Origin of the sequence: Pseudochelatococcus contaminans (assembly GCF_014195635.1) — a bacterium.
In the GTDB taxonomy this organism is placed as follows: domain Bacteria; phylum Pseudomonadota; class Alphaproteobacteria; order Rhizobiales; family Beijerinckiaceae; genus Pseudochelatococcus; species Pseudochelatococcus contaminans.
The window spans coordinates 41,557-54,739 of the sequence record NZ_JACICC010000002.1; the positions used below are offsets into that span (position 1 = coordinate 41,557).

Sequence of the window (13,183 nt, forward strand, 5' to 3'; positions counted from 1 at the left end):
ACCATGCATCGAATAAGACTGACCAGTCGGAAATCTTATATGACTGGCCAGTCGGAAATTAAAGGGAAAAGTTCGTGGCGCGGAAAAAAGAAATCGACAAGGATCGCATTCTTGACGCTGCGGATGCGGTGATCCTTGAATCAGGCGGACGATTCTTTACTCTGGATGCGGTAGCCGAGCGCGCGGGAATCAGCAAAGGCGGCCTCGTTTACAGCTTTCCGACGAAGGACGCGCTCGTCGCGGCCGCACTGGAACGTGAGATGAGCCGCTTCAGCACAGCCGTACGCGCACGAGCTGAGAGCGATGGCGGCGATTCCAGGCGCCAGCTTCTTGCTCATGTCGAGCAGGCCCTCGCCGAGAATGACTCCCTTTCCCGCCAGGCGGCTTTCCTGATGGTTGCGCTGGTTCACGCACCGGACATGGTCGGCCCGGCCAGAACCTTCTACAGTCATCTGTTCAAGCAATTCGAGCCGGATACACTACGTGGACGCGAGATTCGGCAAGCAGTTTTGGCAATGGAGGGGCTGTTTCTTTTACGTGGCCTCGGCTTTGTCGATGTGCAGGCGGAGGAGTGGGAATCCGTCCTCAAGCATGCCTGCGAGACGATCATCGGTAATTATTGAGCGCAAGAACCCCGTTGGAATTATGGTCCATATAAAACGCGTAAAATCAATAAGATAGAGCATTTCCCCGACTGATTGAATCGGCCGGACGATGCAAATCGGTTTGGCTCTGATTCACACCTTCTGCCATGGAGGGCGCAGGATGCCAGCGCCAAGGAGTTGCAGTTCTAAGACCGGGCGCATTTGCGATTGCCGTGGCTCGCCGAACAAAAAACAACATAATACGAAACTGTAGTACTCGGCTGAACGGTTTATTGCCCATCGGTGGAACGTAATGGCTTTGTATCGCGTTGCTTCGATATCCGGAGACGGAATGTAAACGCATAATGGAGGACGATAATGCTAAGAGGCGCGCTGTTATGGATCATCGGTATACCGATCCCGATCATCCTGATTCTTCTGGTACTCGGCTATCTGTAAAGTCGGGCCACGCGATATCAGGCTTTATGGTCCGGCAGAGGCGGCAAGGAGCGGTCTTGCAAGACATCTGCCAGGCGTGTCCTTGCCGAACCGGGCCTGAGAGGTTTCTGCTGGCTTTCGTGGGGAGCCCATCCGGACAGCCAGAGAATGTCGAATGTCGCGGGCAGCCGCCCATCCTTGTCCGCGAATCGCTCAAAATAGACTTCGCAGGCGCGCAAGAGCGTCGCCCGACGCAACGGGCGGCGACTCCGTTCCGTCAACGTGTTTGTGAGGCCCATTCCGCGCAGGTCGCGCATTAGCGACAGTGGGCTGCCATAACGAACTGTTACCCGGTCAACATCCGCAACAGGCAGCGCGAACCCCGCGCGCTGTAAAAGCCCACCCAGATCGCGCAGATCCACGAAAGGTGAGATGCGTGGACTGATACCCCCGTCGATTTCCGATTCAGCCTGAGCAAATGCCGCCCGCAGTTCCTTCAGGGTTTCTCCGCCGAAAAACGCTGCCAGAAACAGACCATCGGGCTTTAGAATGCGACGCACCTGAACAAATGCCCCCGGAAGGTCATTCACATTCTGCATGGCGAGAATGGAAGCGACGAGATCGAAGGACTCTCTGGCGAACGGCAATAATTCCTCATCAGCGGCGACGGTGCCCCGCCCTTCCGGTCCGGAAACCGGGGATGCGCGGACCACGCTTCCAGCAGGGTTCAATCTGGACAATGCTGCCGCGACAGCGGGGACCGGGGTGCCTAGATCGAGCATAACGTTGAAGTTGCGCTTGACGGCCGCCAGCCTGTCCACAAGATCTTCGACCACCCGCGATAGCAGGAAATCGCTATAACCTGTCTCGCTCCGCAATGCCCGGATCAGGCGGCGGCGCTGTAGTGAACGGTCGAAAAGGCTGGGCTCGGATGTCATGCGCGCTATGTAGCGCATTGACATGGACAGGCGCAACCGGCAGGGGAAAGACTTGGCAGGCAGGCTGGATGTGCTGGCACGATGCCAATCTTCCATCTGCCTTTGGGCATTTCTGCATGACGGATCTACGCAATATACAGAGTGCCGCAGCTAACACACCTATGGCTCAGAACACGCAACGGGCTCTTCCATATGCAATAGAAGCGCCAGATCAACCTTGCCTGCCTCAATCAACATCAGCGAGACTGCTCTCTCTTTTCGGTGAGACACGGATACTGTCAAAGAGATTGAGCGATAATCTTTCACGCCAGCGTCAGCTGCTGCTCGATCTGCTTTATCCGCCCGCATGCCCTCTGTGTATGACAGCCGTTGCGGACCACCACGCATTGTGCGCCCGGTGCTGGAGCGAGCTTGCGTTGCTTGAACGTCCTTTTTGCGAACGTCTGGGCCTGCCTTTCGCTGTGGATCTGGGTGGACCGATTCTGTCGGCCGAAGCCATGGCCAACCCGCCCGTTTTTCAACGCGCGCGGGCAGCGGCGCGTTATGAGGGCGGCGCGCGCACCCTCACCCACCGCCTCAAATATGGCGACAGGCTGGAAATTGCCCGGCTTATGGCGCGTATGATGATGCGCGCCGGACCGGACATTTTGTCCGATGCCGATATGATCGTTCCTGTGCCATTGCACTATGGCCGCCTGTGGATGCGGCGCTTCAATCAGGCAGGCACGTTGTCGGCGGAACTATCGCGATTGACCGGCGTTCCGTGGCAGCCGCAGGTGCTGGAGCGGCGCAGGTACACGCGGTCACAGGTCGGCCTTTCCCGTTCCAAGCGGGCAAGCAACCTTCAGGCGGCCTTCCACGTTTCGCAGCAGCGGCGGCCGTTTGTCGAGGGACGCCGCATCTTGCTCGTGGACGACGTGATGACCACCGGCGCAACTGCAAACGCCTGTGCCCGCACGCTGCTCGTAGCCGGCGCGGTCAACGTCGATGTGCTTGTGTTTGCAAGAGTTGTAATGGCAGACTGACACAACAGTCGCTGTGCGGAATCAACCGATGCGGCTCCGCTTTTTTCGCTGCGATGAGCTTCAGCTGGGGGTATTTCAGTGGCGAGGATGATTTTGACATCCGTGCCTTGGCAAATGATCACCCAAAGCCACCGCACACCGGACAGGAGATGATAATGCCCGATATCACGATCTACACAAAGGAATGGTGCCCCTATTGCGTCAGGGCCAAGGCGCTGCTGTCTTCCAAAAACGCGTCTTTCACGGAAATTGACATCGAGAAACACCCGGAAGCTCGCGATGAGATGATCGCGCGCGCGGGCGGACGCACCTCCGTCCCGCAGATATTCATCGGGGACCGACATGTCGGCGGTTCTGACGATCTACACGCCCTCGCCGCGCGTGGCGAACTCGACACCCTGCTGGCAGGCTCTGCCTAATTTTTCTTCATCCTCATGCCGGGAGGCAGCATTATGGCCACGAACGACGCCCCGAAAGACACAGCCCGTGATGCGGCCCTTGTCGTCGCCTGTGTCCAGATGCGGTCTTCCCGCGATCCCGCCGCGAACCGGGATGCCGCAATCAACGGTATCCGGGAGGCGGCTGACGCCGGGGCCGTTTATATCCAGACGCCGGAGATGACATCCCTGCTGGTGCGGGATCGCAAGGAACTGTTCGCCAAGGCGGAGGATCAGACTCACGATCCGCTGATTGCTGCGGCGCGCGAGGTTGCGCGGGAAAAACGCGTCACCGTCCATCTGGGGTCACTGCCCCTGCTTGAGGGCGACCGCATTGCCAACCGGGCTATCGTGATAGACCCGAAAGGTGAAATTGCCGCCACCTATGACAAGATTCACCTGTTTGACGTAGATCTGCCGAACGGGGAAAGCTGGCGCGAATCCGCCACTTACGCCGGCGGGCATCAGGCAGTGACGGCCCCCCTCGCGGTTGGGGAGGACACTTACACACTTGGCGTTTCGATCTGCTACGACTTGCGCTTTCCTTATCTCTACCGGGCTCTTGCGGAGGTCGGAGCGGTCATTCTGACGGCTCCGGCGTGCTTCACGCGGCAGACGGGCGAGGCGCATTGGCAGGTTCTGCAACGGGCGCGCGCCATCGAAAACGGCGCGTTCATGATTTCTGCCGCGCAGGGTGGCACCCATGACGATGGCCGCCATACGTGGGGGCATTCCATCATTGTGGATCCCTGGGGACGCGTCATGGCGGAAGGCGGTTCGGAGCCCGGTATCATACTGGCCAGCATCGACCCCGCCATGGTGGCTCAGGTGCGCGCCCAGATCCCGTCGCTACGGCATACACAGTTGTTTTCATTGCCGGATAGCAACGAGAGCTGATAGCGGCCCGGCCTTTGGATGTCTCCTGACAGGGCGATCGGCACGCACTTATAAGGGCGAATAGAGCAGCGTGTTTACAGATAGTAACAAAAGATTCACCAACACGCTGAATTGACCCGAATAACGAACCGATTGGCGCAGATTTTCGCCACGATTCCGGGCAATATTCATCCGCGTCGCCCCTCTGGAAGCGCACTCCTTTTAAACTCTTGCAGTCAACTGGCAATGGCATCGCACATTGCCAGCCATGCACCAATATTGTGCCGTCGCAGGCCAGTCTATCCGCGCAACACGACTGTTGTTCGGTTAGTTGACCACTCGCGGATGCAAAGTCCAACTCTGTTGCGATGCCCGCCACCGCAAATTGATCTCTGCCAATCGTCCCGCCATCCCATTCTGGTGAAAATCATGCAGACAGCCATCACGATTATCGCCGTCGTTACAGCGTTCAGCATTTTCCTCATGCTGCATCAGGTGCGTCCCCGGTGATCGGGGATGGACCTGATGTACTGGAAGCTCACAGATTACTGCGGCGGAAGAACCTTGACCTGCGTTTCGACAGCGCGATCTTCCGCCACCCCGGCTGCAAGCGTGACGTCGATATCGACGGGCGTTTCAAAAGCCGGATGGCGAACGGGTACGGAAAATAGCGCCCCATTCTGATGGTCCGCGCGCACGGGCAGCCCAAACGACCATCCCGCTGGCCCCTCCAGAAAAATGCCCTCTCCTGCCAGTTCAGCCCCCTCCCCTTTTGTCCCGTCGATGGTGAGGATGAGGTTCGAACCCACGATACTCGCTCGCGCCACCGGCGACGTGCCGCCCGGTTCCAGCGTGACAGGCGTCAGAGCGACGGCATCCTCCCATAATCCGGCGATCTGCTCGATATCCGACAACGTGGCGGCCACCGTTGCCTGCTCCGGAATGCAGATGTCGCGGCATACGCCAAAATCGATATTGACGCGCAGCTCCACCGCCTTTCCTGCGGCGACGGGCGTCACTTCAACAGGAAAGCGCACCGTGCTCAAGTAGCCGATGGCATGGCCGGTGCCGTCGAAAAAGCGTTGCGGCACCGGATAGCGCACGTTGACATCCGCAACGTTATCCGACGCCCCCCAATCGAAAACCGTCGGCACCCCGGAGTCACCCGGCTCGCGCCAGTATGTCTTGTATCCGTCAGCGAGGGCGATTTCGACCACGGCACGAAAACGACCGCTGGCTTCGTCACGTCCGGCGGGGAACAGCCTCACCTGCGCCGGCTGGCCCGGTTTGGCGCGAACGGTGGATAGCGGCGATGCGACAGCTATCGTCGACAAACACCACACAGCCAGCATCATGACCGCAATGGGCGCCAAGACGCAGGCAGCAGCTGTTGAAATGCCCCTTTTGAGCCACCGTGGGCCGAGCGAGTAGCGTATTATGGCTTATCTCCCTTATGGAGGGGCTAGATTGCATTCAACTCAACGGCTGAACTTGAGCCCAAACTGTTCCAGAGACAATTCGCACTTTGTTGGAATGCGGGAAGAGTACGGCAGTTTTTGATATGAGCGCATTCTTGTCCACCAGATATTTTCATCCGGCAGGAACACCCTTGGCCAAATCAGACATTCTGAAAAGGACAGAAACAACGCTTTGATTATCATGCTTTTTAGTCATTTGCGTTCAATCCAGGAGATTGTCTCGAACGTGAAGTGCTTCATGAAACCTTGCCAACCACGGTTTGGAGGTTTTGTTGGGAACACTTGATGGCTTTGCCACCCGGACGCGAGGAAAAAAGAGATTCCATTCGGTTATTTTCTCGCATAGCATGTAAGATATCAGGAGAGCATCATGCATTTTGGCCATGCCGAGACAGATTCCGATCAATATCTTGATGGCCAGTTGCTTGTGGCTATGCCCGGCATGGTGGACGATAATTTCGCACGCACCGTGGTCTATCTCTGCGCCCACTCGGAAGATGGCGCAATGGGTATCGTGATCAACAAGCAGGCGACAGAGATCGAATTTGCGGACCTGCTGGTGCAGCTCAACATTGTTGGTGAAGAAGAAGCCGCCCACCTGCCGGTGGAAATTGCCAACATCGATGTGTTACGCGGCGGGCCGGTTGAAGGTGGCCGCGGCTTCGTGCTGCACACGCCGGACTTTTCCGTAGACAATTCAACGCTGTCGATGAACAATGGGATTTGCTTGACTGCCACCATCGACATTCTGCGCGCCATTGCGGGTGGCACCGGTCCATCCCGCAAGCTTTTCGCGCTCGGCTATGCAGGCTGGGCGCCAGGCCAACTCGAAAACGAGATACAGGCCAATGGCTGGCTTCACTGCCCCGCCACTGCAACGCTGCTGTTCGAGACCGCGCCGGAGCACAAGTACGACATGGCCCTGCGCAGCATTGGCGCGGATATTGCCACGCTGTCAGTACAAGCCGGCCACGCCTGAACCGGCATTTCCCGCCAGACAAGCTGACCCACCCGCCGAAACCTCGCGTCGATCTGGAGGGCGACAGGCGTAACCCCTATGCCGCCGCCGATGTCGCACCGAGGAAGCGGCGAGCGTCGTGCGCCGTCATGGCGTTACCGAAGGCAAAGCCCTGCGCATAGCGGCAGCCGAGATCTGCCAGCGAGGACGCGCCGGTTTCATTTTCCACACCGTCGGCAATGATATCCATGTCCAGATCCTGCGCCAGCGTGATGATGGAGCGCAGCATGCCGGGACGAGAACCATCGCCAAGATCGCGCACGAAAACACGATCGGCCCGCAGCGTATCGAACGGCAGATACCGCATCTGCGACAGCGCGAAATAGCCGGTGCCGAAACCGTCGAGCACGAGTCCCGCACCGAGCTGGCGCAAACGGATCAGCATCTGGGCGGCGAACTCGGGATTCTCGGTCAACATCGCTTCCCGGAAGCCGAGCTTCAGCGACTGCGGACGCACGGCATGTGCCGACAGCACGCGTTTGACATCGGCGATAAACTCATGGCGCAGCAGCCGCGCGCTGAACAGCGTCAGAGTGGCGAAAATCGGCGGTTCAACCTCAAGCGCCATTTGCCACGTTGCCAACTCGCGGGCCGTGCGTTCAAGCGCATATTGCCCGATCTCGCCAATAATGCCGATATCCTCTGCGACCGGCACAAACTCATCGGCCTCAAGCCGCCCAAGTCGCGGATGATCCCAATAGGGGCGAACGTCGAAGCCGGCGATGGTGCGATCATCGAGACTGACGATGGGCTGGAAGATGAGGCGGATTTCATGCCGCTCGATAGCACGCCGCAGATCGCCCTCAAGCGCCAGCCGCGCAAGGCGCTGGGCGCTCATGCCCGGGCGGAACACCTCGATGCGATCTCCGCCGTGCTGCTTGGCGTTGAGCATGGCGATTTCGGCATTCTTGACCATCCCCCCCTCGCCTTCGGCCGCCTGCGCGCCATAAAGAGCAATGCCGATGGACGCCTTGAGGAAGATTTCCCTGTCGCCAAAGCTGACAGGAGTCGCAATTGATCGCCGCACCATATCCGCGAAGGCGATGATGCGCTCCGGCTCCGTCTCGGACATCAGGATGACGCCCCATTCGTCGCCGCCGAAGCGGGCAATCGTGTCCTGCGGGCGCAACAAACGTCCCAGCCGGCGCGATAACGTCAGCATGATCGAGTCGGCGGCAGTCGGCCCCACGGCTTCCACCACCTCCCGGAAACCATCGAGATCGATGTAGATCACCGTGGGCCGGATGGATGGCGTCTGAGCCGCGAACACCAGCGCCGACTCCAGCCTGTCCTGCAAAAGCTGACGATTAGGCAGCCCGGTGAGGGAATCGTGCACGGCATCGAACAACAAACGTTCTTCGGCGTTGCGCGCATCGGTCACATCCGCCAGCACGCCGACAACGCGAATGACCTCGCCATCGGCGCCCACCACCGGGCGCGCCCGCAGATTGAACCAGAAATATTGCCCATCTGCCGCCCGCAGCCGGAAGTCCAGCGTCAGCCGGCCGCGACGCTGCTCAAGTACCGTATCGAGAGTGCCGCGAAACCGATCCCGGTCGAACGGATGCATCGCATCGACAAACTTGCCGATTGATCCGTCCAGCGCCCCACGCGCAAGCAGCAGCAGGCTTTCCAGTTCCTCACCCACATGAATACGATCGGCGCTGACATCCCAATCGAACACCACATCGCCGGATCCGGCCAGCGCCAACGCCCGGCGTTCCGTGTCCGACACCAGCCCCTGCGCCAGCGCGCCTCCGGCAAAGGCGTGCTGGACCACAGTGAAACCGATCAGCAGCACGATCAGCACAAGCCCGCCCATCAGCGCCGATGGCACCAGATCACGCGTCAACTGCCCGTTGATCGTCAGGCTCGCCGCCGTCACCCATACCAGCAGCAGGAACCACGTCGGGATCAGCATCACCGCGCGGTCATAGCCGTGGCTGGCAAGATGTACGACGAGGATGAAGCCGATTCCGGCCACCACCGCGATGGAAATGCGCGCAACCCCCGCCGCAACGGGCGCATCGAATGCCGCCAGGCCGACCAGCGCACCGAGAAACACCAGCCACGCCAAGGTGAAGTGGCTGTAGCGCACATGCCAGCGGCTGAGGTTGAGATAGGCGAACAGAAACACCAGCAAGGTCGCAGCCAGCACCGCCTCCGCAGCGGCGCGATAAACCATGTTGGTGGATGGCGCTATGGGGAATAGCTGCTGGAAGAAACCGAAATCGATACACGCATAGGCCAGCACTGCCCAGGCCAGAGCCGCGGCGGCGGGGAAGATCACCGCCCCTTTCACCACGAAGACGACAGTGAGAAACAATGCCAGCAGCCCGGCGATGCCGATAATGATGCCTTTATAAAGCGTCAGCCCGTTGGTCTTGGCCTTGTAGGCCTCCGGCTCCCAAAGGTAGAGCTGCGGCAGGCCCGAGGATCGCAATTCGGCGATAAAGGTGACAGTGGAACCGGGATCGAGCGTGATGTTGAAGATATCGGCCCCGGTGGCCTCCTGCCGCTCCGGGCGGATGCCCTGACTCGCGGTGATCGCCGCGATGCGTGACGAGCCCAGATCCGGCCAGATCATGCCGGAACCCACCAGCCGGTAATGCGGCGCAACCAGTATGCGTTCAAGCTGCTCGTCGGTGTCGTTGGTGAGCGCGAACACGATCCAGTCCGGCCGGGTGCCCCCTTCGCGCGCGCGCACGGCAACGCGGCGGACGATACCGTCCGATCCCGGCGCGGTTGATATCTGGATGAGATCGCTTTCCGCCTTGTGGTGCTGGACGATGGACGTCAGATCGATGGCCAGCGCATCCGGCGCGACCCGCACGGGTTCGACAGCCGACGCCTGATGCATCAGCCCGGAAGCGAAAAAAACCATCGTCGCCAGAAGAAAAACGCGGATCACAAACAACGCACAGATCTCGTTATCTAAAGCCGCTTCCGAAAAAGCACGAACCACCTTGTCGAACGGAATTGCGACGAAATAGCAGACTTACCGGACACCAGCCCTTCCGTTAGCACGGCAGGGACGGCAACGCCATGGCCGTTTCCGGCTCATGGGCTGTAGCGACGCATGAACTCATCCTTCAGCATGGCATACAGGAAATGATCTTCCCATACGCCAGCTATACAAAGATACTCTCTAGCATATCCCTCCCGCACGAAACCGACTTTTTCGAGGAGGCCGATGGATGGCCTGTTGATGGGCAGGCACGATGCCTCGATCCGGCGCAGGCCAAGCGAACTGTAAACGAAATGCGACGCTGCGATCACCGCCTTCGTCATGTATCCCTGACAGGCGTAACGCTCGCCCATCCAGTAGCCGAGGGTGCAGGTCTGCACCACGCCGCGCCGCACAGGGCCAAGCGTCAGTCCGCCCATCAATGCGCCGTCTTCCTCGCGAAACAGGAAAAACGGATAGGATGCATCACGCGCCACGTCCTCCTCATACCACGCGATGCGGCGGCGAAAAGCCGGGCGGGTCAGATCGTCCGGAGGCCAGGTCGGCTCCCATCGCTCCAGAAATGAGCGGCTTTCCTCACGAATGGCTGCCCATGCCTCGAAGTCGCGCATCTGCGGGATGCGCAGATGAATGCCCGCGCCGCGCACGAAAGGAGACTGACTGCCAGCAGTGGAAAACTGGAACCACGTCATGCGTCAACCTTCCCGCAGCAGGCGCGGAATCACGCCCGCCCTCCTGAGGACACCGGAGACGGGGCCAACGGATACGAAGGTCGGCGCGGACTTCATCAACTCACTTCCCACGAATCGCACGTCACTGCTGGTTACATCGTCAAGCTTGGCGACAACTTCCTTGTGCGGCAAGACTTTTCCCAGCGACAGCACCTGCCGCGCAATCTGATCCGCGCGCGCTGCCGGGGATTCCAGCGCCGAGAGATAAGACAGCTTCAACTGCGCACGGGCGCGGTCTACCTCCTTGTCGGAGGCTTGCTCCGCCGCCTCGCGCAGGCAACCCAGCATCACGGGCAGCAATTCGCCGACATCAGCGGGCGCTGTGCCCGCAGACATGCCGAACACGCCAGCATCTGAAAAACCCCAGTGGAAAGCATCGACGGAATAGGCCAGCCCGCGTTGCTCACGCACCTCCTGAAACAGCCGCGACGACATGCCGCCCCCGAGAAGATGCGCGAAAACCTGCATCGCATAAGCCTCGTGCGCCAGAAAAGGCATGCCGCGATAGCCCACGAGCAGGTGCGTTTGCTCCAGGCTGCGACGCAGCCGCTTCTCACTACCGCAGTAAACGGCGGGTTGCGGAGCCTCCGGCGCACCGGCGGGAATTGCTCCGAACAGCTTGCGGGCGAGCGCTTCCACCTGCGCATGATCCACCGCGCCGACAGCAGCAACGACCATGCGCGACGCGCGATAGTTGCGGGCAAGATAGGCCAGAATCGCCTCGCGGCTGAAGCCGTTCACAGACTCCGGCGTACCGAGAATGGAGCGTCCCAGCGCCTGCCCTGGAAAAGCCGACTCCAGAAAAAGGTCCGTCGCCAGTTCGTCCGGCATGTCCTCGATGGAGCCGATTTCCTGCAGGATAACGTTTTTTTCCCGTGCCAGCTCATCCGGATCGAAAACGGAGTTGGTCAGGATATCGGCCAGAATATCCATGCCGAGCGCCACATCCTCGCCCATGATGCGGACGGTGTAGGACGTATGCTCGACGCCGGTTTCGGCGTTCAGGTCGCCGCCGGCCGATTCAATCGTCTCGACGATGGTGCGGGCGTCGCGGGTGGCCGTGCCTTTGAAGGCCATATGTTCCAGGAGATGCGACAGGCCGTGTTCGTCCGCTCGCTCGTGCCGCGCGCCGGCGCCGATCCAGACGCCAAGCGCCGCAGTCGCGACATGAGGCATGACCTCGGTGACGATCCGCAACCCGTTGTCGAGCGCGGAAAGGCGAACACGCCCGCTGCCGTCCGGCATTCTGCGACTACTTGCCCGCGCGCGCATGTTGGCGAATGAAGCTTTCCACTTTGGCCTGATCGTTGGGGAGAACCACCGTACGCTCTTGCCGCTCGAACAGATCCGCCAGATGCGGCGGCAAATGCGGGTGGACGCCGGTGGCCCGCTCGACGAGCGCCGGGAACTTGGCCGGATGGGCTGTCGCCAGCGCCACGACCGGCGTCGACGGATCGCTCTCCAGCGCCCGGCGTCCGGCGCGAACGGCAATGGCGCTGTGCGGATCGAGCACATAGCCTGTGCCGCGCCACGTGGCGGCGATCTCTTCCTCAGTCTGTTCCTGCGACACGGCGGAGGCATCGAACTCGCTGCGGATACGGGTCAGCGCTTCATTCTCGATGGTGAAGGCGTGGGACTGGCGCAGCTGGTCCATCGCGCGCCGCACGGCTGCACTGTCGCGGCCGAAAGCATCGAACAACAACCGCTCGAAGTTAGAGGAGATCTGCACATCCATCGACGGAGCGGATGTAGGCGTGACCTCGCGCAGGTCATACCGCCCTGTTTCCAGCGCGCGGACGAGGATATCGTTGACGTTGGTCGCAACATGCAACCGCCCGACAGGCAGGCCCATGCGCTTGGCCACGTAGCCCGCCAGCACGTCGCCGAAATTGCCGGTGGGCACGGCGAACGACACCGGGCGATGCGGGCTGCCTAGCGAGATACCGGCAGTAAAGTAATACACCGTCTGCGCGATGATGCGCGCCCAGTTGATCGAGTTCACGCCCGAGAGCGCCAGTTCGTCGCGCACCTTGTGATCGTTGAACAGTGCCTTGAGCATGTTCTGGCAATCGTCGAAGGTGCCTTCCAGTGCAATGGCATGGACGTTGGGAGCGTCGACCGTCGTCATCTGCCGGCGCTGCACGTCCGACACCCGGCCCTGCGGGTAAAGAATGAAAATATCGACCTGATCCAGCCCGCGGAAAGCCTCGATGGCCGCGCTGCCCGTGTCGCCCGAGGTTGCGCCGACGATGGTGGCACGCGCGCCGCGCTGTTTCAGCGCGTGGTCCATCAGCCGCCCAAGAAGCTGCATCGCCACGTCCTTGAACGCAAGCGTCGGGCCGTGGAACAGTTCGAGCAGGAACAGGTTGTCGTCGAGTTGCACCAGCGGGCAAACAGCGTCGTACCGGAAGGTGGCATACGCCTCGCGGATCATGGCGGCGAGCGTATCAGCGGGAATTTCGCCTCCGGTCAGCGCACCGATGACATGCTGTGCAATCTGCTCGTAGCTCTGCCCGGCCCAGCCCGCGATGGTTGGGGCGTCGAACACGGGAAACTCGCGCGGTACATAAAGTCCACCGTCACGCGCCAGCCCTGTGAGCATGGCGTCGGTGAAGCTGATTTCCGGCGCTTCTCCGCGTGTCGAAATGTGCAGCAAGGAACCCTCCCCGGTCGTTAGCCATAACGGCATG

11 protein-coding genes are annotated in these 13,183 nt (G+C 60.4%); 5 read left to right on the forward strand and 6 right to left on the reverse strand.

Going from position 1 to position 13,183, the window contains the following annotated elements:
- The first annotated feature begins 74 nt into the window (after positions 1-74).
- Positions 75-623 (forward strand): TetR family transcriptional regulator, encoded by a 549-nt coding sequence (locus FHS81_RS04325; protein WP_183750847.1) that lies wholly within the window; start codon positions 75-77, stop codon positions 621-623.
- A 437-nt stretch (positions 624-1,060) separates the two neighbouring features.
- Here the strand turns inward: FHS81_RS04325 and FHS81_RS04330 are convergent, their stop codons facing one another.
- On the reverse strand, positions 1,061-1,960 hold the full coding sequence (locus tag FHS81_RS04330) for a methyltransferase domain-containing protein (protein ID WP_183751243.1): 900 nt from the start codon (positions 1,958-1,960) through the stop codon (positions 1,061-1,063).
- A 287-nt stretch (positions 1,961-2,247) separates the two neighbouring features.
- Here FHS81_RS04330 and FHS81_RS04335 point away from each other — a divergent pair, with 287 nt between their 5' ends.
- The 3 genes from FHS81_RS04335 to FHS81_RS04345 all read left to right on the forward strand — a co-directional run bounded on the left by FHS81_RS04335 (position 2,248) and on the right by FHS81_RS04345 (position 4,319).
- A complete protein-coding gene (locus tag FHS81_RS04335; protein ID WP_246374721.1) occupies positions 2,248-2,985 on the forward strand; it encodes a ComF family protein in 738 nt (245 codons plus the stop codon).
- A 155-nt stretch (positions 2,986-3,140) separates the two neighbouring features.
- Complete coding sequence (grxC, locus tag FHS81_RS04340; RefSeq protein WP_183750848.1) at positions 3,141-3,404, forward strand: glutaredoxin 3; 264 nt, start codon at positions 3,141-3,143, stop codon at positions 3,402-3,404.
- Positions 3,405-3,437: 33 nt separating this feature from the next.
- On the forward strand, positions 3,438-4,319 hold the full coding sequence (locus FHS81_RS04345; protein WP_246374723.1) for a carbon-nitrogen hydrolase family protein: 882 nt from the start codon (positions 3,438-3,440) through the stop codon (positions 4,317-4,319).
- A gap of 524 nt (positions 4,320-4,843) precedes the next feature.
- On the opposite strand, the gene FHS81_RS04350 is transcribed toward FHS81_RS04345, so the two are convergent.
- Positions 4,844-5,632 carry a protein-disulfide reductase DsbD domain-containing protein gene (locus tag FHS81_RS04350; RefSeq protein WP_183750849.1) on the reverse strand — a complete coding sequence of 263 codons (789 nt, stop codon included), beginning with the start codon at positions 5,630-5,632 and terminating at the stop codon, positions 4,844-4,846.
- A gap of 514 nt (positions 5,633-6,146) precedes the next feature.
- On the opposite strand from FHS81_RS04350, the gene FHS81_RS04355 reads away from it, so the two are divergent.
- Positions 6,147-6,755, forward strand: coding sequence for a YqgE/AlgH family protein (locus FHS81_RS04355; protein WP_183750850.1), 609 nt, complete (start codon positions 6,147-6,149; stop codon positions 6,753-6,755).
- Between the two features lie 76 nt (positions 6,756-6,831).
- Here FHS81_RS04355 and FHS81_RS04360 read toward each other — a convergent pair whose 3' ends face one another.
- The 4 genes from FHS81_RS04360 to thrC all read right to left on the reverse strand — a co-directional run bounded on the left by FHS81_RS04360 (position 6,832) and on the right by thrC (position 13,149).
- A complete protein-coding gene (locus FHS81_RS04360; RefSeq protein ID WP_183751246.1) occupies positions 6,832-9,678 on the reverse strand; it encodes a putative bifunctional diguanylate cyclase/phosphodiesterase in 2,847 nt (948 codons plus the stop codon).
- A 176-nt stretch (positions 9,679-9,854) separates the two neighbouring features.
- Positions 9,855-10,454: a GNAT family N-acetyltransferase gene (locus tag FHS81_RS04365; RefSeq protein WP_183750851.1), complete on the reverse strand. Its 600-nt coding sequence runs from the start codon at positions 10,452-10,454 to the stop codon at positions 9,855-9,857.
- A gap of 3 nt (positions 10,455-10,457) precedes the next feature.
- The gene (locus FHS81_RS04370) at positions 10,458-11,738 is read right to left on the reverse strand and encodes a M16 family metallopeptidase (protein ID WP_183750852.1); all 1,281 of its coding nucleotides are present in this window, start codon (positions 11,736-11,738) and stop codon (positions 10,458-10,460) included.
- Positions 11,739-11,745: 7 nt separating this feature from the next.
- Positions 11,746-13,149, reverse strand: a complete 1,404-nt coding sequence (gene thrC, locus FHS81_RS04375) for a threonine synthase (RefSeq protein WP_183750853.1) — start codon at positions 13,147-13,149, stop codon at positions 11,746-11,748.
- Between the last annotated feature and the right edge of the window lie 34 nt (positions 13,150-13,183).